The organism is Streptomyces sp. PA03-1a (assembly GCF_033792805.1).
Classification (GTDB): domain Bacteria; phylum Actinomycetota; class Actinomycetes; order Streptomycetales; family Streptomycetaceae; genus Actinacidiphila.
Genome location: NZ_JARAVO010000114.1, coordinates 1 through 19,143 on the forward strand (window position 1 = coordinate 1; position 19,143 = coordinate 19,143).

Sequence of the window (19,143 nt, forward strand, 5' to 3'; positions counted from 1 at the left end):
TTATAAAAAAGTGGTTTCGGGTGCGGGTGCGGGTGCGGGTGCGGGTGGCCCCGGTGGGTGGCGCCTCTTTGCGGGCGGCTTGCGGACAGGGCCGGGCCGCTCGCCCCGCGTTCACGAAGACCGGCCCCGCAGGACGCCCCGGGGGCGCCGTACTCTAGGAGGCGCTATGACTGACTTCCCCGGTGCACCCACAGGCCCTGGCGACGGCCGTCGCCTCCGCGTGCTCGCCGCGATGAGCGGTGGCGTCGACTCGGCCGTGGCGGCCGCCCGCGCCGCCGATGCGGGGCACGACGTCACGGGCGTGCACCTCGCCCTGTCCGCGAACCCGCAGTCGTTCCGCACCGGAGCCCGCGGCTGCTGCACGATCGAGGACAGCCACGACGCCCGCCGCGCCGCGGACGTCATCGGCATCCCCTTCTACATCTGGGACCTCGCCGACCGCTTCCGCGCGGACGTTGTCGACGACTTCGTCGCCGAGTACGCCGCGGGCCGCACGCCCAACCCCTGCCTGCGCTGCAACGAGAAGATCAAGTTCGCCGCGCTGCTCGACAAGGCGATCGCCCTCGGCTTCGACGCCGTGTGCACCGGCCACTACGCCACCGTCGTGGCCAACCCCGACGGCTCCCGCGAGCTGCACCGCGCCTCCGACGCGGCCAAGGACCAGTCGTACGTCCTCGGCGTCCTCGACGAGCGGCAGCTGGCGCACGCCATGTTCCCGCTCGGCGACACGCTCACCACCAAGGACGAGATCCGGGCGGAGGCGGCCCGCCGTGGCCTGTCCGTGGCGAAGAAGCCGGACAGCCACGACATCTGCTTCATCGCCGACGGCGACACCCAGGGCTTCCTCGCGCGGCGCCTGGGCACCGCCGACGGCGACATCCTCGACGAGGACGGCAACCGCCTGGGCACCCACTCCGGCGCCTACGGCTACACCGTGGGCCAGCGCAAGGGGCTGCGCCTGGGCGTGCCCGCCGCCGACGGCAAGCCGCGCTACGTGCTCGACATCTCGCCGGTGAACAACACGGTGACCGTCGGCCCGGCCGAGGCGCTGGACGTCACGGCCCTGACCGCCATCCGCCCGCGCTGGTGCGGCACCGCGCCCGACGGAGCCGGGCAGCGCGCGTACACCGCGCAGCTGCGCGCCCACGGCGACGACGTGCCCGTCACCGCCGAGCTGGACGGCGGCGAACTGCGCGTCCGCTTCACCGGCGGGGCCGTCCGCGGCGTCGCGCCGGGCCAGGCGGTCGTGCTCTACGACGGCACGCGCGTCGTCGGCTCGGCGACGATCGCCACGACGGAGCGCAGCCGGCCGGCGACCGCGAGCGCCTGAGCGGCCCCGGCACCGGGCGCGGGGTACGGAACGGGCCGAACGGCCCCCCTGCCCGGCGCCCGGCGCCATGCGCGAGACTGGCCCGCATGAACATCTGCGTCTTCCTCTCCGCCGCCGACCTCGAGCCCCGCTACACCGAACCCGCCCGCCAGTTCGCCGAGTTGATCGGCAAGGGCGGGCACACCCTGGTGTGGGGCGGCTCGGACGTGGGCCTGATGAAGGTGATGGCGGACGGGGTGCAGGAGCACGGCGGGCGCCTGGTCGGGGTCTCGGTGGAGTTCCTCGCGGCCAAGGCCCGCAAGGGCGCCGACGAGATGGTGATCGCGGCCGACCTCGCCGAGCGCAAGGCGGAGCTGCTGGCCCGCGCGGACGCCGTGGTGGTCATGGTGGGCGGCACCGGCACGCTGGACGAGGCGACCGAGATCCTGGAGCTGAAGAAGCACGGGCTGCACACCAAGCCGGTCGTCCTGCTCAACACGGCGGGCTTCTACGACGGGCTCAAGGAGCAGTTCCAGCGCATGGACGAGGAGGGCTTCCTGCCGCTGCCCCTCACCGACCTGGTGTTCTTCGCCGAGGACGGCGTCTCGGCGCTCGCCTATCTGGAGGAGAACGCCGGCATCGTGTGAGCCGCGGGGGATGACAGCATGGAGCCCATGTCGATTCACCTGATCACCGGCGCCGGCTCCGGCATCGGCGCCGTCGTGGCGCAGCGCCTCCTCGACCGCGGCGACGAACTGTGGCTGCTGGCCCGCAACGCCGGACGCGCCAAGGAGCTGGCCGACCGCTTCCCGGGCGCGCGCACCCTCGTGGGTGACCTCGCGGAGCCGGAGCGGCTGTCCTGGGCGCTGGGCCACCAGTCGCCGCCGGACCGGCTGGACTCCCTGCTGCACATCGCGGGCGTCGTGGACCTGGGGCAGGTCGGCGAGCTGACCCCGAAGACCTGGAACCGGACGCTCGCCGCCAACCTCGTGGGCCCCGCCGAGCTGACCCGCCTCGTCCTGCCCCAACTGCGGCTCTCCCGCGGGCACGTGGTCTTCGTCAACTCCGGCGCCGGGCTCAACGCGCACGCGGAGTGGGGCGCCTACGCGGCCAGCAAGCACGGCCTCAAGGCGCTCGCCGACTCCCTGCGCCACGAGGAGCACGCGAACGGGGTGCGGGTCACCTCCGTCTACCCGGGCCGCACCGCCACGCCGATGCAGGCCAAGGTGCACCAGCAGGAGGGCAAGACGTACGACCCCTCGCGCTGGATCGCCCCCGAGTCGGTGGCGACGGCGATCCTGACGGCGGTCGACCTGCCGCGGGACGCCGAGGTCAACGACCTGACGATCCGGCCGGGAGCCTGACCGGCGCGCCGACGTAGGCTGCACCGGTGAGCACGGAAGCGACCGAAGCGAAGTTCCGGCTGCCCCAAGGGGCGGCCACCGGTGTGGGTTCGATGCCGGGAGGTGACGCGCGCGAGGCGGCGCGGACGGCGACCGGGGCGCTGGAGGCGCTGCCGTTCCTGCCGGAGCTGCCCGCGCGCGGCCCGGGCGCGGACATGATCGGCCGTACGCTCGGGATGCTCGTCGAGCTGTACGGGCGCGTGGAGCCCAGCGGATGGCGGTTCGGCGACCGCCCGGGCCGGGACACCCGCCGGGCCAGGGCGTGGCTGGGGGAGGACCTGGACGCCCTGGAGGAGTTCACCCAGGGCTACGAGGGCCCCCTGAAGCTCCAGGCGGTCGGGCCCTGGACGCTCGCGGCCTCCGTCGAGCTGAAGAACGGCGAGGCGGCGCTCTCCGACCAGGGCGCCTGCCGTGACCTGGCCGCCTCGCTCGGCGAGGGACTGCGGCTGCACCTGGAGGACGTGCGCCGGCGTGTGCCCGGCGCGAGGCCCGTGCTGCAGCTGGACGAGCCCTCGCTCACCGCCGTGCTCCAGGGCCGGGTCAGGTCCGCCAGCGGCTACCGCACGCACCGCGCGGTGGACCGGGGCGTCGTCGAGGGCGCGCTGCGGGACGTCATGGCGGCCGTCGGGGGTGGGGACGGCGTGCCCGTGATCGCGCACTCCTGCGCGCCGGAGGTGCCCTTCGCGCTGCTGCGCAGGGCCGGGGTGGCGGGGGTGTCGTTCGATTTCTCGCTGCTCACGGAGAGTGACTGGGACGCCTTCGGTGAGGCGGCGGAGGCGGGAACCGCGCTCTTCACCGGTGTCGTCCCGGGTACCGACGCCCCATTGTCGGACCCTGCGGGTAGCGTCGGTGGTGTTCGGGCGCTGTGGCGCAGGCTGGGGCTGTCCCCGGGGGAGCTGGGCACCTCCGTGGCGGTGACCCCGACCTGCGGTCTGGCCGGGGCCTCGCCGGCCTATGCCCGTGCCGCGCTCGTGCACTGCGCGAAGGCGGCACGCTCGCTCGTCGACAACCCTGAGTGAGGATGGGATGAGGAAGGACGTGGACGTGGAGGACTCCGTGATCCCCGAGGGCGCCAGGAACGAGGACGTGCCGGCGAAGGCGCGCGAGCTGCACGCCTCCCTGGCCGAGCAGGTCGAGGAGCACCGCTTCCGCTACTACGTCAAGGACCAGCCGGTCGTCAGCGACGCCGACTTCGACAAGCTGCTGCGGCGGCTGGAGGCGCTGGAGGACGAGTACCCCTCGCTGCGCACGCCGGACTCGCCGACCCAGAAGGTCGCCGGCGCGTACGCGACGGAGTTCACCTCCGTCGAGCACCGCGAGCGCATGCTCTCCCTCGACAACGCCTTCACCGAGGAGGAGCTGAACGCCTGGGCCGAACGCCTCGCCGCGGAGCTGGGCCCCCCGGCGGGCGAGGGCGGCACCTACCACTTCCTGTGCGAGCTGAAGGTCGACGGACTCGCCGTCAACCTCACGTACGAGAACGGCCGTCTGGTGCGCGGCGCCACGCGCGGTGACGGCCGCACCGGCGAGGACATCACGCCCAACGTCCGCACGATCGCCGAGATCCCGGACCGGCTGGCGGGGGAGCGCGTCCCCGCGCTCGTCGAGATCCGCGGCGAGGTCTTCTTCCCGATGGAGAAGTTCGAGGAGCTCAACGCCCGTCTGGTCGAGGCCGGCGACAAGCCCTTCGCCAACCCGCGCAACGCCGCCGCCGGCTCCCTGCGGCAGAAGGACCCCCGGGTGACCGCGAGCCGCCCGCTGCACATGGTGGTGCACGGCATCGGCGCCCGTGAGGGCTTCACCATCGACTGCCAGTCGCACGCCTACGAGCTGCTGCACGAGTGGGGCCTGCCCACCACCAGGTACGCCCGCGTGGTCGGCACGCTCGCCGAGGTCAAGGAGGCCATCGCCTACTACGGCGAGCACCGCCACGACGTCGAGCACGAGATCGACGGCATCGTCGTCAAGGTCGACGAGATCCCGCTGCAGGGCCGGCTCGGCTCCACCGCCCGCGCGCCGCGCTGGGCCATCGCGTGGAAGTACGCGCCCGAGGAGGTCAACACCAAGCTGGTCGACATCCGGGTCGGCGTCGGCCGCACGGGCCGGGTGACGCCGTACGCGGTGGTCGAGCCGGTCACGGTCGCCGGCTCGGAGGTCGAGTTCGCCACCCTGCACAACCAGGACGTGGTCAAGGCCAAGGGCGTGCTGATCGGCGACACCGTCGTGCTGCGCAAGGCCGGTGACGTCATCCCCGAGATCCTCGGCCCCGTCGTCGACCTGCGGGACGGCAGCGAGCGCGAGTTCGTGATGCCCGCCCAGTGCCCCTCCTGCGGCACTGCGCTGCGCCCCATGAAGGAGGGCGACATCGACCTGCGCTGCCCCAACGCGCGGGGCTGCCCGGCGCAGATCCGGGAACGGGTGTTCTATCTGACCGGTCGCAAGTGCCTGGACATCGAGAACTTCGGCTACGTCGCCGCCGCCGCGCTCACCGGGCCGCTGGAGCCCGCCGAGCCGCCGCTGCGTGACGAGGGCGACCTGTTCGACCTCACCCCAGAGGACCTGTTGCCCATCCGCGCCCACGTCCTCGACCAGAACAGCGGCCTGCCCAAGCGCGACCCCGCGACCGGCGAGGAGAAGGTCGTCTCGGTCTTCGCCAACCAGCAGGGGGAGCTGAAGAAGAACGCCGTGGCCATGCTGGAGAACATCCAGAAGGCCAAGGAGCAGCCGCTCGCCCGCGTGATCACGGGACTGTCGATCCGTCACGTCGGCCCGGTCGCCGCCGAGGCCCTCGCCCGCGAGTTCCGCGACCTGGACGCCGTCTTCGCCGCCGACGAGGAGCGCCTGGCAGGTGTCGACGGCGTCGGCGGGATCATCGCGGCCTCCCTCAAGCAGTGGTACGAGGAGGAGTGGCACCGCGAGATCCTGCGCAAGTGGAAGGCCGCGGGCGTCCGGTTCACCGAGGAGGGCTCCGACGAGGGGCCGCGCCCGTTGGAGGGCCTCACCGTCGTCGTCACCGGCACCCTCGCCACCCACACCCGGGACGGCGCGAAGGAGGCGCTCGTGAGTCGCGGGGCCAAGGTCACCGGATCGGTCTCCAAGAAGACCGACTTCGTGGTCGTCGGCGACAGCCCGGGCTCCAAGTACGACAAGGCGGTGCAGCTGAAGGTGCCGATCCTGGACGAGGACGGCTTCGCCGTCCTGCTCGGACAGGGCGCCGACGCGGCCCGGGAGGCCACCGTGAACCCGGAGGGCTGACAGCCCATCATCACCCTTTCGGCCCATAGTGGAACGATCCGGGAGGGTGGGATCCATTCGGGCAACAGCAGCCGATCGGTGCCCGTGACAGCCTTTATCGGCCTACTGTTGAGAGGCGCGCCTTCCGGGCATGGGCCCTCCAGCAGCCCGGTGGTCAATCCCGCGGGCACGGGCGTGTGGTGGAACGGCACACGCGGCTGCGAGAGGGTACGGGCATGGAACCGACGGACAGCGCCGGACCGGCGCAGCGGCTGCTCGGGCCGGCCGCGCCGGTGCTGCCCGCGGCGGCACTCAGGTACTCGGTCGTGGGCGCTGCCGCCGCGGCCCTGGTCGTGGGCGTGGTCCGGATACTCGTGGACGGCAACGCCTTCTTCCCCGGCGGGGACGTCGGCTGGGCGTTCGCCGTGCTCACCGGCATCATCGTCGGCCACCTGGTCGCCATGGGCCGGGACCGCTGGTGGGGCGGCACCGGCTCCGGCGCCGCCCTGACCCTCGCCATGCTGCTGCTCTACGGCTGGGTGCCCGCGGTGCTGGTCAGCCTGGCCGTCGTCGTCCTGGTCGGCGCGGCCCGCAGGCACCGCTGGCGGGAGGCGCTGCTGCACGGCGCCGTGGACATCCTCGGCATCGGCGCGGCCTCGCTCGCGCTGTCCGCCTTCGGGACCCACCCGTCCGTCGAACAGCCCTGGCAACCCGCCACTTGGGGGATGGCCGCCATCCCCTCGGTGCTCGCCGCCGCACTCGGCTACCTGGCTGCGACCCGCACGCTCCTGTGGTACGCGATCGTGCCGCGCGCCGGAGCCCTGCCCACCGTGGCCCGCACCGCCCTGCTACGCCAGGGCTTCGTCGGCGTCGCACTGCTCGGCATCTCCCCGCTGATCATCATCGTCGCGGCCGATCTGCCCCTGCTGCTCCCGCTGTTCGCCGTGCCCCTGATCGCGCTCGACTCCACCCTCTGGATCGCCCACGCCCGCGCCGAGGAACAACTGCGCGACCCCCTCACCGGACTGCCCAACCGTCAGTGGCTGCTGGAGCGCACCTGGACCGCGCTCGACGACGCCGCCCGCAGCGGCGAGCGCGCCGCCCTGGTCCTGATCGACCTGGACAAGTTCCGCTCCGTCAACGACACCCTGGGCCACATGGCCGGCGACCGGCTGCTGGTGCAGATCGCGGACCGTCTGCGGCTGGCCCTGCCACGCGGCGCCGAGGTCGCCCGGCTCGGCGGCGACGAGTTCGCCGTCCTGCTCCCCACCTGCGACGCGCCGACCCGCGCCCAGCGCATCGCCAGGGCCCTGGTCGCCGCGCTGAGCTCGCCGTTAAGCCTCGACGGCCTGACCCTGGTGCTCGAGGCCAGCGCCGGGGTCGCCGTCTACCCCGATCACGCCGATGACGCCGAGGGCCTGCTGCGCCGCGCCGACGTCGCGATGTACCAGGCGAAACGTGACCGCAGCGGGGTCGAGGTCTACGAGTCCTCCCGCGACGGCAACACGCCCGACCGGCTTGGCCTCCTCGGCGACCTGCGCCGGGCACTGGACCGCGGTGAGGTCGAGCTGCACTACCAGCCGAAGGTCCGCTTCGACGGACAGGTCGCGGGCCTGGAGGCGCTGGTCCGCTGGGTGCACCCCGAGCGCGGCCGGGTGAGCCCCGAGGAGTTCATCGCGATCGCCGAGACCTCCGGGCTGATGCCGCAGCTCACCGAGTACGTCCTGGAGACCGCCCTCGGGCAGGTCGCCCGGTGGCGGGCGATGGGCCTCGACGTCCCCGTCGCGGTCAACGTCTCGCCGCGCGACGTCCACTCGCCCGGTTTCGCCGGGGCCGTCGCCGCGCGCCTGGCCCGCCACGGGGTCCCGCCGGGGGCGCTGCAGCTGGAGATCACCGAGCACGTGCTGCTGGAGGACCCGCAGCGCGCCGCCGACACCATGGCCGGGCTGACCGGGCACGGGGTGAAGATGTCGCTGGACGACTTCGGCACCGGGTACTCCTCGCTGGTCCACCTGCGGCGGCTGCCGGTGAGCGAGCTGAAGATCGACCGCTCGTTCGTCGCGCGGCTGTCCGTCGACGCCGAGGACGCGGAGATCGTGCGCTGCACGGTCGACCTCGCCCACTCCCTCGGCCTCCTCGTCGTGGCGGAGGGCGTCGAGGACGACGAGACGTGGGAGCGCCTGCGGGACCTCGGCTGCGACGCGATCCAGGGCTGGCTGGTCGCCGCAGCGATGCCCCCGGAGGAGACCACGGCCTGGCTGCGGCTGCGCGGGCGTGCCGGATGGCGCCGTCCGGCGGAGCTGGAGGCCGCCAAGGAGCGGGCCGCCGTCCCCGACGCGCAGTAACGTTTGCGGGCCTTCGACCAGCGGGCCCGCACCCGCCGCGCCGGGCCGCGGACGCCCCGCCGGCCCCACCCGCCCCAGGGGCACCGCAGCCCGCGGGCGGCGCGTCCGGCGGCCCCCGGCCGGGCGCAGCGCAAACCGTTTCGCCCCCGGGGCGCTCGCGCCCATAGGATTGGGCGGGAAAAGACCAAACTCACCCCCAGAGGATCGCTGCATGCCAGGCATCACGCGCGAGGAGGTCGCCCACCTCGGCCGGCTGTCGCGTCTGGAGCTGAAGGACGAAGAGCTCGACCACTTCGCCGGACAGCTCGACGCCATCATCGGCGCGGTCGCCCGCGTCTCCGAGGTGGCCGGCGAGGACGTACCGCCGACCTCCCACCCGCTGCCGCTGACCAATGTCATGCGCCCCGACGAGGTCCGGCCCAGCCTGACCCCGGCCGAGGCGCTGTCCGGCGCCCCCGCCGAGGAGCAGCAGCGCTTCAAGGTGCCGCAGATCCTGGGGGAGGACTGATCACGATGACCGATCTGACCAGGCTCACCGCCGCGCAGACCGCGGCCGCCGTCGCTTCCGGCGAGACGTCCGCCGTCGAGGTCGCCCAGGCCCATCTGGACCGCATCGGCGCCGTCGACGAGAAGGTCCACGCCTTCCTGCACGTCGACACCGAGGGCGCCCTGAAGGCCGCCAAGGCCGTCGACGACAAGCGCGCCGCGGGCGAGAAGCTCGGCCCGCTCGCGGGCGTCCCGCTGGCGCTGAAGGACATCTTCACCACCAAGGGCATCCCGACGACCGTCGGCTCCAAGATCCTCGAAGGCTGGATCCCGCCGTACGACGCGACGCTGACCGCCCGCCTCAAGCAGGCCGGCATCGTCATCCTCGGCAAGACCAACATGGACGAGTTCGCCATGGGGTCCTCCACCGAGAACAGCGCCTACGGCCCCACCGGCAACCCGTGGGACCTCACCCGCATCCCCGGCGGCTCGGGCGGCGGTTCCTCCGCGGCCCTGGCCTCCTTCCAGGCGCCGCTGGCCATCGGCACGGACACCGGCGGCTCCATCCGCCAGCCGGCCGCCGTCACCGGCACGGTCGGCGTCAAGCCGACCTACGGAGGGGTCTCCCGCTACGGCATGGTCGCCTTCAGCTCCTCGCTGGACCAGGGCGGGCCCTGCGCCCGCACGGTGCTGGACGCGGCGCTGCTGCACGAGGTCATCGCGGGCTACGACCCGATGGACTCCACCTCCATCGACGCCCCCGTCCCCCCGGTCGTCGAGGCCGCGCGCAACGGCGACGTCAAGGGCCTGCGGGTCGGCGTCATCAAGGAGTTCGCGGGCGAGGGCTACCAGCCCGGCGTCATGGAGCGGTTCAACGAGTCCGTCGAGCTGCTGCGCGAGCTCGGCGCCGAGGTCGTCGAGCTGTCCTGCCCGTCCTTCGAGTACGCGCTCGCCGCGTACTACCTGATCGCGCCGTCCGAGTGCTCGTCCAACCTGGCCCGGTTCGACGGCCTGCGCTACGGCCTGCGGGTCGGCGACGACGGCACCCGCAGCGCCGAGGACGTCACCGCCCTCACCCGCGAGGCCGGCTTCGGCCCCGAGGTCAAGCGCCGCATCATGCTCGGCACGTACGCGCTCAGCTCCGGTTACTACGACGCGTACTACGGCAGCGCCCAGAAGGTCCGCACCCTGATCTCGCGGGACTTCGAGCGCTCCTTCCAGCAGGTCGACGTGGTGATCTCGCCGACCACCCCCACCACCGCGTTCCCCATCGGCGAGCGCGTGGACGACCCGATGGCGATGTACCTCGCCGACCTGTGCACCATCCCGGCCAACCTGGCCGGCAACGCCGCCATGTCCGTGCCCTGCGGCCTCGCGTCCGAGGACGGGCTCCCGGTCGGTCTGCAGATCATCGCCCCGGCCATGGCCGACGACCGGCTCTACCGTGTCGGTGCGGCCGTCGAAGCGGCGTTCACCGCACGCTGGGGGCACCCGCTGCTGGAGGAGGCACCGATCCTGTGAGCAAGCTCGAGAAGGCCAAGGGCTTCAAGAAGAGCAAGTCCGGCACCTACCTGTCGATCGGCACGACGCTCTTCGGCGCGGTCGGTGTGGCACGGCAGATGAAGCGGGGGCGCGCGGACAGCGACACGCTGCTGCTGATCGACGCGGTGGTCAGCGCCGCGGCGATCGCCACGGGCGTCGCCCTGCTGCTCCGCCAGCTGCGCCGGCTCGGCGACGGCAGCGACCACGACGTGTTGTCATCCTGACGGGGAACTGAGAGGTATCAAGACTGTGACCGTCACGGACCTGGTGTCGTACGAGGACGCGCTCGCGTCCTATGACCCGGTGATGGGCCTCGAGGTCCACGTCGAGCTCGGCACCAAGACGAAGATGTTCTGCGGCTGCTCGACCACCCTGGGCGCCGAACCGAACAGCCAGGTGTGCCCGGTGTGCCTGGGCCTGCCCGGCGCTCTGCCGGCCGTCAACGCGACCGGCGTCGAGTCCGCCATCAAGATCGGCCTCGCGCTCAACTGCGAGATCGCGCAGTGGTGCCGCTTCGCCCGGAAGAACTACTTCTACCCGGACATGCCGAAGAACTTCCAGACCTCCCAGTACGACGAGCCGATCGCCTTCAACGGCTACCTCGACGTGCAGCTGGAGGACGGCGAGGTCTTCCGCGTGGAGATCGAGCGCGCCCACATGGAGGAGGACACCGGCAAGTCGACCCACGTGGGCGGCGCCACCGGCCGCATCCACGGCGCCTCGCACTCGCTGCTGGACTACAACCGGGCCGGCATCCCGCTGATCGAGATCGTCACCAAGCCGATCGAGGGCGCCGGCGAGCGCGCGCCCGAGGTCGCCAAGGCGTACGTGACCGAACTGCGCGAGCTGATCAAGGCGCTGGGCGTCTCCGAGGCCCGCATGGAGATGGGCCAGATGCGCTGCGACGTCAACCTGTCGCTGCGCCCCATCGGCCGGGAGAGGTTCGGCACCCGCAGCGAGACCAAGAACGTCAACTCGCTGCGCAGCGTCGAGCGGGCCGTCCGCTTCGAGATCCAGCGGCACGCGGCCGTGCTCGGCTCCGGCGGCACGATCGTCCAGGAGACCCGGCACTTCCACGAGGACACCGGCTCCACCACCTCCGGCCGCATCAAGGAGGAGGCGGAGGACTACCGGTACTTCCCGGAGCCCGACCTCGTCCCGGTCGCCCCGGCCCGTGAGTGGGTCGAGGAGCTGCGGGCGGGCCTGCCGGAGCTCCCGCGGGTGCGCCGGGGGCGTCTGCAGCAGGAGTGGGGCATCTCCGACCACGAGATGCAGTCGGTGCTCAACGCCGGTGCGATCGACCCGATCGTCGCCACCATCGAGGCGGGCGCCGACTCGGCCTCCGCCCGCAAGTGGTGGATGGGCGAGCTCGCCCGCCGCTCCAACGAGGACGGCGTGGAACTGACCGCCCTGCCCATCACCCCGGCCCAGGTGGCCCGGGTGGCGGCGCTGGTGGCCGAGGGCTCGCTCAACGACAAGCTGGCCCGCCAGGTCATCGAGGGCGTGCTGGACGGCGAGGGCGAGCCGGACGATGTCGTCGAGAAGCGCGGCCTGAAGGTCGTCTCGGACGAGGGCGCGCTCGGCGCGGCCGTCGACGAGGCCATCGCGGCCAACGCCGCCGTTGCGGACAAGATCCGAGGCGGCAACCTGGCGGCCGCGGGCGCGCTCATCGGCGCCGTCATGAAGATCACCCGCGGTCAGGCCGACGCCAAGCGCGTGCGCGAGCTCGTGCTGGAGAAGCTGGGCGTCCAGGGCTGATCCGGCGCGGCCGGCAGGCGTACGGCGCACAAGGGGCGGGCTCCCGGTCAGGGGGCCCGCCCCTTCCGCGTCGTCGCAGGTCCGCCGCTTGTAAGGGCGGCATAAATTCCCCGCGCGGTATGTGATTAACCGCACGAAAGCGGCCAACGATCTCTTCTTCCTGCTTCAGTCGGTGACGTACGTGGTGTCTTCTTTGCGGGCTCTTCCCCGGCCTGAAAGATCCGCGCAACCCCAGGGAGAGCAATGGCTGCACTCGCCCGCTGGTGCCTCAACCGCCGTCTCGCCGTCGTCCTGCTGTGGCTCGTCGCCCTCCTCGGTCTGTCCACGGCCGCCCTGCTCGCCGGATCCGCCTACTCCAACGACTACGACATCAAGGGCACCGACTCCAGCAAGGCCACCGCCCTGCTGAAGGAGGCCTTCCCCGGCTCTGCCGGGGACAGCGACACGATCGTCTGGCACACCGACAAGGGCACCGTGGGCGTCGCGTCCGTCAGGGAGCGGCTGACCGGCGCGCTGGACGAGGTGGCCGCACTTCCCGGGGTCGCCTCGGTGACCAGCCCCTACGGCGCCGAGGGCGCCCCGCAGATCAGCGAGGACGGGCACACCGCCTACGCGACCGTGATGTTCGACAGGCCCTCGGACGACCTGCACGCCGACCAGGTGCAGAAGGTCGTCGACACGGCCAGGGCGGCGGCCGACGGCAACACCCAGGTAGCCCTCGGCGGTGGCGCCATCGCGCTCACCGAGGGCGGCGGCGGGCACATGAGCGAGGTCGTGGGCGTCGCCGTCGCCGCCGTGGTCCTGCTGGTGGCCTTCGGTTCGCTGTTCGCGATGTTCATGCCGATCATCACCGCGCTGGTCAGCGTGGGCACCGCGTACATGGCGATCGAACTGCTCGGCCACCTGATCAGGGTGGCCGACTTCGCGCCGATGCTCGGCCTGCTCATCGGCCTGGGCGTCGGTATCGACTACGCCCTGTTCATCGTCACCCGTCACCGCAGGGGCCTGAAACAGGGCCTGCCGGTACGGGAGGCCGCCGAGAAGGCGGTCGCCACGACCGGCAGGGCGGTGGTCTTCGCCGGCGGCACGGTCTGCGTGGCCCTGCTCGGCATGCTGATCCTGCGGCTGTCCTTCCTCAACGGCGTCGCGATCGCCGCCTCCCTCACCGTGATCCTCACCGTCGCCGCCTCGGTGACGCTGCTGCCCGCGCTGCTGGGCACGATCGGCATGAAGGCGCTCAGCCGCCGGGAGCGGCGCCGGCTCGTCGAGCACGGGCCGTCGCCCGAGCTGCCGACCGGGTTCGCGGCCCGCTGGTCCGCTTTCGTCGAACGGCACCCCAAGGTCCTCGGCGCGGTCGCCGCCGTCGTCATGCTCGTCCTGGCCCTGCCCACGACCTCCCTCCACCTGGGCGCCTCCGACCAGGGCAACAGCGCCGCGGGCACCACCACCCGCCAGGCGTACGACATGCTCTCCGAGGGCTTCGGGCCCGGTTTCAACGGCCCCCTGCAACTGGTCGCCAAGTCGGGCGACGCCGCCGACCGCGCGGGCCTGGAGCAGCTCACCGTCGCCCTGGGGCGCACCGAGGGCGTCGCAGCGGTGCACATGGAGCAGGCGCAGCACGGCAGCGGGCTGGACGTCATCGACGTCGTCCCCACCACCTCCCCGCAGGACCAGGCCACCGACCGGCTCGTCACCCACCTGCGCGAGGACGTCATCCCCGAGGCCACCGACGGCACCTCGCTGGAGGTGTACGTCGGCGGGGTCACCGCGGGCTACGCGGACTTCGCCTCGGTGATCGTCGGCAAGCTGCCGCTCTTCGTGGGCTCCGTCATCGGCCTGGGCTGCCTGCTCCTGCTGCTGGCCTTCCGCAGCTTCGGCATCCCGCTCAAGGCCGCGGTCATGAACGTCGTCGCCGTCGCCTCGTCCTTCGGCATCGTGGTCGCGATCTTCCAGTGGGGCTGGGGGAGCGAGCTGCTGGGGCTCGGGGCGGCCGGCCCGATCGAGCCCTTCCTGCCGGTGATCATGGTCTCGGTGCTCTTCGGGCTCTCCATGGACTACCAGGTTTTCCTCGTCAGCCGCATGTACGAGGAGTGGCGCGAGACCGGTGACAACCGCCGGGCGGTCCGGGTCGGCCTCGCCGAGACCAGCCGTGTGATCAACTCCGCCGCGGTCATCATGATCTCCGTCTTCCTGGCCTTCGTGCTCAGTGGCGACCGTGTGATCGCGATGTTCGGCATCGGCCTGGCGGCCGCCGTCGCGCTGGACGCCTTCGTCCTGCGGACGCTGCTCGTACCGGCGCTGATGCACATGCTGGGCGACTGGAACTGGTGGCTGCCCCGGTGGCTGGAGCGCCGGCTGCCGCGGATCTGCATCGAGGGTCCGGCGGAGCCCGCGGCGCCGGCCGTGGACGAGCCCGGTTCTCAGACGGCTCTCAGAATCTGACCGTACGGTTGCCGACCATGGAGACCACCAAGACCCACGGGGCGGCAGCCGACGGTCGCGCCGCGGACGCCGAGCTCGACCGGGCCGAGGACGACGGCGCGACGTCGGCGCCCGCGCCCGACGCCGGACCGCCCGCGCCCGCCGACCTTGACACGCCCGACGACCTCGACGAGGCCGACGACCTCGACGAGCCGGACACCCTTGACACGCCGGACGCCCCCCGCCCCGCCGGGGTCGTGCCGGGCGCCGCGGCGGTCGTCGGCGCCGCCCTCGGCCTCGCGTCCCTCACCGGCACCTGGCTGGGCACCGTCCTGGCCGAGCGGCGGCAGCTGGTCGGCCAGATCAACACCTCCTCCGGCAGCGCCGCCCAGCAGATCGAGCAGATATACGGCGGCCCCTGGCACACCACGGCCGCCGTCAACGGCGTCTGCGCGCTGATCGCCCTCGTCGTCCTCGGCGCGGTGCTGCTCGCCGGACGGAACGCCGCACCGTGGGTGCGCGCCGTCGCCTGGGGCGGTCTCGCCCTCGGCGCGCTCGGGCTGTGCGTCGCCCTGGGGACGTGGTTCGACCTCTTCGGCGGGCTGCCGAGCGTGGCCGAGGCCCCCGTCTCGTCCGGCGGCTGAGACCTCTGAGGAGGCAGGCCGCGCGGCCCTGAGGACCTGAGCGGTCCGCCGCGCGGCCTAAGGCATCCGCACCCCCGAAGCCTGGGCGGTTGCCCGATGTGCCCCACCCCCCTTGGGGACGAGGCTGATGGCACGGAGAACGACTCCGGACCATCGGTCCCGATCCCGAGGAGCACGAGATGTACACGCACGAACTGCTGGGCCGCGAACGCACGGAGCAACTGCTGCGCGAGGCCGCCGAGTACCGCCTGGCGCACCAGGCCCGCGAGGCCGCCCGCGAGGCCGCCCGCACCGCAGGCGGCCGGTGCGTGGCCGCCGCCGACCAGGACGAGGGAAGGCGGCACGGAAGGAGGGCCGGCCGGGTCACCCGGCGGCCGAGGGCCGCCGGATGAGCACCGTGGTGCCGGTGCAAACCGGTACCGCGCCGTCAGGGCCCCGTGCGATGCTCGGGACCGTGCAGAACCAGTCGGTCAGCCCGGTGTTCGTCGGCCGCACCCGCGAACTGACCCGCCTCACCTCCGCGCTCGCCCGCGCTCACGCGGGCGAGCCGCAGGCGTTGGTGATCGGCGGCGAGGCCGGCGTCGGCAAGACCCGGCTCGTCGAGGAGTTCCTCGCCGCGGCGCAGGACGGACCGGGGACCGTGACCGCCGTCGGCGCCTGCGTGGAGATCGGCGCGGACGGGCTGCCGTTCGCCCCCGTCGCGACGATCCTGCGCGCCCTGCACCGCAGGTTCGGCGACGAACTGGTCGCCGCGGCCGCCGGCAGCGAGGGCGAACTCGCCCGCCTGCTGCCCGGCCTGGGCGGGACGGACGGCCCCGACCCCCTCGCCGACCAGCGCGACGAGCACGGCCGCGCCCGGCTCTTCGAGCTCACCTCGCGGCTGCTGGAACGGTTGTCGGAGGAGCGCACGCTCGTCGTCGCCCTCGAGGACCTGCACTGGGCCGACCGCTCGACCCGCGAACTCCTCGGCTACCTGCTGCGCTCGCTCTCCCGCGGCCGGCTCGTCGTCCTGGCCACCTACCGCTCCGACGACATCCACCGGCGCCACCCGCTGCGGCCCTTCCTCGCCGAGCTCGACCGGATGCGTTCCGTGGTGCGCCTGGAGCTGTCCCGGTTCAACCGCGGCGAGGTCCGCGCCCAGGTGGCCGGCATCCTCGACTCCGAGCCCTCGCCGAGCATGGTCGACCGGGTCTTCGGCCGTTCCGACGGCAACCCCTTCTTCGTCGAGGAACTCGCCTGCAGCATCACCCAGGGCTGCCGCACCGGCCTCAGCGACAGCCTGCGCGACCTGCTGCTCGTCCGGGTCGAGACACTGCCCGAGACCGCGCAGCGCGTCGCCCGCGTCGTCGCCGAGGGCGGCTCCGCCGTCGAGTACCGGCTGCTGGAGGCCGTCGCAGGGCTCGGTGAGGACGAACTCATCGAAGCCCTGCGCTCCGCCGTGGGCGCCAAGATCCTGCTCCCCACCGACGACGGCGACGGCTACCGCTTCCGGCACTCGCTGGTCCGTGAGGCCGTCGGCGACGACCTGCTGCCCGGCGAGCGCAGCCGCATCAACCGCCGCTACGCGCAGGCCCTGGAGGCCGACCCCACTCTGGTGCCCGCCGACGAACTCCCGGCCCGGCTGGCCAGTTACTGGTACCACGCCCACGAGCCCGCCAAGGCGCTGCCCGCCGTGCTGCGGGCCTCCGTCGAGGCGCGGCGCCGGCACGCCTACGCCGAACAGCACCGGCTGCTCGAACGCGCCCTGGAGCTGTGGGACGACACCCCCGGAGAGGTCCGCGAGGAACTGCGGCCCGTCGACTACGTCGAGGTGTTCCCGCCATGCGGCTGCGACCCGGGCAGCAAGCCCCTGCAGTACATGGACCTGCTCGCCGAGACGACCGTGGCCGCGCGCCTGAGCGCCGACCGCGAGGGCGCCTACGAGGTCACCAAGCGGGCGCTGCGCCTGCTGGAGCGTTCCGGCGACCCGCTGCGCGCCGCCTGGTTCTGGATCCAGCGCTCCCGGCTGATGGTCGCGATGGGCCGCGGCGACGGCTGGGCGGAGATCGCCGAGGCCCAGGAACTCGTCCGCGGGCTGCCGCCGTCCCCGGTCCACGCCGAGGTGCTGGAGAGCGTGGCCGGGTGGGCGATGATGCACGACCCGGGGCCGGACGGCATCACCACGGCGGAGCGCGCCATCGAGCTGGCCCGGCTCGTCGGTGCCGAGGAGACGGAGCTCCACGCCCGGGTCACCCTGGGCATCCTGCTCGCCGACACAGGTGACGCCGACGCCGGCATCGCCGAGCTGGAGGCCGCCCGCGAACGGGCCGCCGCCGCCCGGTACGGCAACCTCACGGTGAACGCCGACGCCAACCTCGCCGCCCTGCTGGAGGCCGTGGGCCGCTCGGAGGAGGCGATCGCGGTGGCCCGCCGTGGAGTGGAGGGCGCCACCCGCCACGGGCTGCGCGACGGCGCCACCTTCGCCTCCGCCAACCAGGCCGAGTCCCTGCTCGCCCTCGGCCGCTGGGACGAGGCGGCCGAGGTCGCCGTCCGCGGCCGGGAGAACACCAACCACGCCCTGTACCTCGGCTGGGCCGCGACGCTGCTGGCCCATCTCGCCGTGCTGCGCGGGGAGTACGACCGCGCCGAGGCCGAGGTCGCCGCCGCCCGGGACCATCTGGGCCCCCGGGACCACCAGCCGCAGAACACCCTGCCGCTGCGGCATCTGACCATCGCCGTCGCCGCCGGGCGCGGACGCTTCCTGGAGGCGCGGGCCGCGGTGCGCGCCGCGCTGGAGGCGGGGTTCCCGTCCGCGTTCCACCGCTACGTCTGGCCCATGCTGCACACCGCGGCCGCCGTGGAGGCGGACGCGCTGGGGCTGCCCGGCGCGGAGGCCGGCCGCCCCGAGATGCTCGCCCTCATCCGCAAGGCGGCCGGCCGGCTGCCCCGGCTGTCACCGGTGTGGGCCGCCCACGCCCTGCTGGTCGAGGCCGAACTGCTGCGCGCCGACGGGAGCACCGACCCCGGACCCTGGGCCGCCGCCGGGGAGGCCTTCGCCGCCCTCGACCGCCCGTACCCGCTCGCCCTGGTACGGCTCCGGCAGGCCGAGGCCCTGCTCGCCCGGCACGATCCCGGTGCCCGCGACCGCGCGGCCGCCCTGCTGCGCGGGGCGTGCGGGGTCGCCGACTCCCTGGGGGCCGTCCCGCTGCGCGACGCCGTCCGGCTGCTCGCCCGGCGGGGCCGGCTGGTGCTGGAGGAACCGGAGGAGGCCGCCGCGCCCGAAGCCGCCGGGGAACCGGAGCCCTTCGGCCTGACCGCGCGCGAGCGGGAGGTGCTGCGCCGGGTCGCCGCCGGCTACACCAACCGCCGCATCGCCGAGGAGCTGTTCATCTCGCCGAAGACCGCGAGCGTGCACGTCTCCAACATCCTCGCCAAGCTCGGTGTCTCGGGCCGCGGCGAGGCGGCCGCGCTCGCCCACCGGCTGCGGCTGTTCGCCGGGCAGCCGGGCTGAACCGGCCGCCGGGGTTCGATGCGGTGTGGTGCGGGGCCGGCTGGAGCGGTCGGCGAGGCCTGCCTCGCCCTCGGCTCGCCAGCGGCGGACCCATTTGTGGGCGGTGGCGCGGGAGATGCCCATTTTGGCGGCCACATGCGCGACAGGGCGACCCGCGCAGACACGTTCGACCAGCAGCCGCCTGCCGTGAACGGTCAGCCGGGTATCACGGTGGGACACGAAGACCTCCGTGTGGTGCAGTCCCAGACAGCTCCACCACACCGGAGGTCTTCGCTTTGATCAAGCCCGGACCGGTGTCAACAACGCTCGTGATCAATACAGCTAGGTGCCGGCCCGCGGCGGACGTATCAGCACGGTGCCCGAGTCCAGGTCGACGGGGCCCCGGCCCGGATCCGCGTCGCCCTCCTCGTCGCGCACCAGCTCCAGGCGGTTGCGCTCGTCCTCGGCGTGCCTGCGGCCCGGCGCGAACAGCTCGTCCAGCGCGTTGAACATCGCACCCCCAAGGTGTCGT

15 protein-coding genes and 1 pseudogene are annotated in these 19,143 nt (G+C 73.1%); 14 read left to right on the forward strand and 2 right to left on the reverse strand.

The window, feature by feature from the left end; translation table 11 throughout:
- Window positions 1-166: 166 nt before the first annotated feature.
- The 14 genes from mnmA to PV341_RS24745 all read left to right on the forward strand — a co-directional run bounded on the left by mnmA (window position 167) and on the right by PV341_RS24745 (window position 18,632).
- Window positions 167-1,330 (forward strand): tRNA 2-thiouridine(34) synthase MnmA, encoded by a 1,164-nt coding sequence (gene mnmA, locus PV341_RS24680; protein ID WP_500330443.1) that lies wholly within the window; start codon window positions 167-169, stop codon window positions 1,328-1,330.
- Window positions 1,331-1,416: 86 nt separating this feature from the next.
- Window positions 1,417-1,956, forward strand: a complete 540-nt coding sequence (locus PV341_RS24685; protein WP_500330444.1) for an LOG family protein — start codon at window positions 1,417-1,419, stop codon at window positions 1,954-1,956.
- Between the two features lie 27 nt (window positions 1,957-1,983).
- Complete coding sequence (locus tag PV341_RS24690) at window positions 1,984-2,673, forward strand: SDR family oxidoreductase (RefSeq protein ID WP_500330446.1); 690 nt, start codon at window positions 1,984-1,986, stop codon at window positions 2,671-2,673.
- A gap of 92 nt (window positions 2,674-2,765) precedes the next feature.
- On the forward strand, window positions 2,766-3,731 hold the full coding sequence (locus tag PV341_RS24695) for a methionine synthase (RefSeq protein WP_500358998.1): 966 nt from the start codon (window positions 2,766-2,768) through the stop codon (window positions 3,729-3,731).
- 7 nt (window positions 3,732-3,738) lie between these two features.
- The gene (gene ligA, locus PV341_RS24700; protein ID WP_500330448.1) at window positions 3,739-5,967 is read left to right on the forward strand and encodes an NAD-dependent DNA ligase LigA; all 2,229 of its coding nucleotides are present in this window, start codon (window positions 3,739-3,741) and stop codon (window positions 5,965-5,967) included.
- Window positions 5,968-6,182: 215 nt separating this feature from the next.
- Window positions 6,183-8,291, forward strand: a complete 2,109-nt coding sequence (locus tag PV341_RS24705) for a putative bifunctional diguanylate cyclase/phosphodiesterase (protein ID WP_500330449.1) — start codon at window positions 6,183-6,185, stop codon at window positions 8,289-8,291.
- Between the two features lie 211 nt (window positions 8,292-8,502).
- Entirely contained in the window at window positions 8,503-8,799 is a 297-nt protein-coding gene (gene gatC / locus PV341_RS24710; RefSeq protein ID WP_500358990.1) for an Asp-tRNA(Asn)/Glu-tRNA(Gln) amidotransferase subunit GatC, read from the forward strand.
- Between the two features lie 5 nt (window positions 8,800-8,804).
- Window positions 8,805-10,298, forward strand: coding sequence for an Asp-tRNA(Asn)/Glu-tRNA(Gln) amidotransferase subunit GatA (gene gatA / locus PV341_RS24715; RefSeq protein WP_392608837.1), 1,494 nt, complete (start codon window positions 8,805-8,807; stop codon window positions 10,296-10,298).
- The gene (locus tag PV341_RS24720) at window positions 10,295-10,543 is read left to right on the forward strand and encodes a hypothetical protein (RefSeq protein WP_499514146.1); all 249 of its coding nucleotides are present in this window, start codon (window positions 10,295-10,297) and stop codon (window positions 10,541-10,543) included. Before gatA ends, PV341_RS24720 begins: the two co-directional genes overlap by 4 nt.
- Before the next feature lie 25 nt (window positions 10,544-10,568).
- Window positions 10,569-12,077, forward strand: a complete 1,509-nt coding sequence (gene gatB, locus PV341_RS24725; RefSeq protein ID WP_500358992.1) for an Asp-tRNA(Asn)/Glu-tRNA(Gln) amidotransferase subunit GatB — start codon at window positions 10,569-10,571, stop codon at window positions 12,075-12,077.
- Window positions 12,078-12,320: 243 nt separating this feature from the next.
- Window positions 12,321-14,519, forward strand: a complete 2,199-nt coding sequence (locus PV341_RS24730) for an MMPL family transporter (protein ID WP_500358994.1) — start codon at window positions 12,321-12,323, stop codon at window positions 14,517-14,519.
- 17 nt (window positions 14,520-14,536) lie between these two features.
- The gene (locus PV341_RS24735) at window positions 14,537-15,142 is read left to right on the forward strand and encodes a hypothetical protein (protein ID WP_500358995.1); all 606 of its coding nucleotides are present in this window, start codon (window positions 14,537-14,539) and stop codon (window positions 15,140-15,142) included.
- A gap of 179 nt (window positions 15,143-15,321) precedes the next feature.
- Entirely contained in the window at window positions 15,322-15,534 is a 213-nt protein-coding gene (locus tag PV341_RS24740) for a hypothetical protein (RefSeq protein ID WP_500358996.1), read from the forward strand.
- Window positions 15,535-15,584: 50 nt separating this feature from the next.
- Window positions 15,585-18,632, forward strand: a complete 3,048-nt coding sequence (locus PV341_RS24745) for a helix-turn-helix transcriptional regulator (RefSeq protein WP_500330481.1) — start codon at window positions 15,585-15,587, stop codon at window positions 18,630-18,632.
- A 6-nt stretch (window positions 18,633-18,638) separates the two neighbouring features.
- On the opposite strand, the pseudogene PV341_RS24750 reads toward PV341_RS24745, so the two are convergent.
- Both PV341_RS24750 and PV341_RS24755 read right to left on the reverse strand, forming a co-directional pair.
- Window positions 18,639-18,851: pseudogene (locus tag PV341_RS24750) on the reverse strand (helix-turn-helix domain-containing protein); the annotation flags it as partial.
- A 102-nt stretch (window positions 18,852-18,953) separates the two neighbouring features.
- Window positions 18,954-19,124: a DUF6191 domain-containing protein gene (locus PV341_RS24755; protein ID WP_500330461.1), complete on the reverse strand. Its 171-nt coding sequence runs from the start codon at window positions 19,122-19,124 to the stop codon at window positions 18,954-18,956.
- Window positions 19,125-19,143 lie beyond the last annotated feature (19 nt).

Bases quoted from the DNA above. Each gene is read 5' to 3' on its own strand.
- mnmA (WP_500330443.1), top strand. From the start codon at position 167: ATGACTGACTTCCCCGGTGCACCCACAGGCCCTGGCGACGGCCGTCGC.
- PV341_RS24685 (WP_500330444.1), top strand. From the start codon at position 1,417: ATGAACATCTGCGTCTTCCTCTCCGCCGCCGACCTCGAGCCCCGCTAC.
- PV341_RS24690 (WP_500330446.1), top strand. From the start codon at position 1,984: ATGTCGATTCACCTGATCACCGGCGCCGGCTCCGGCATCGGCGCCGTC.
- PV341_RS24695 (WP_500358998.1), top strand. From the start codon at position 2,766: ATGCCGGGAGGTGACGCGCGCGAGGCGGCGCGGACGGCGACCGGGGCG.
- ligA (WP_500330448.1), top strand. From the start codon at position 3,739: ATGAGGAAGGACGTGGACGTGGAGGACTCCGTGATCCCCGAGGGCGCC.
- PV341_RS24705 (WP_500330449.1), top strand. From the start codon at position 6,183: ATGGAACCGACGGACAGCGCCGGACCGGCGCAGCGGCTGCTCGGGCCG.
- gatC (WP_500358990.1), top strand. From the start codon at position 8,503: ATGCCAGGCATCACGCGCGAGGAGGTCGCCCACCTCGGCCGGCTGTCG.
- gatA (WP_392608837.1), top strand. From the start codon at position 8,805: ATGACCGATCTGACCAGGCTCACCGCCGCGCAGACCGCGGCCGCCGTC.
- PV341_RS24730 (WP_500358994.1), top strand. From the start codon at position 12,321: ATGGCTGCACTCGCCCGCTGGTGCCTCAACCGCCGTCTCGCCGTCGTC.
- PV341_RS24735 (WP_500358995.1), top strand. From the start codon at position 14,537: ATGGAGACCACCAAGACCCACGGGGCGGCAGCCGACGGTCGCGCCGCG.
- PV341_RS24740 (WP_500358996.1), top strand. From the start codon at position 15,322: ATGTACACGCACGAACTGCTGGGCCGCGAACGCACGGAGCAACTGCTG.
- PV341_RS24745 (WP_500330481.1), top strand. From the start codon at position 15,585: ATGCTCGGGACCGTGCAGAACCAGTCGGTCAGCCCGGTGTTCGTCGGC.
- PV341_RS24755 (WP_500330461.1), bottom strand. From the start codon at position 19,124: ATGTTCAACGCGCTGGACGAGCTGTTCGCGCCGGGCCGCAGGCACGCC.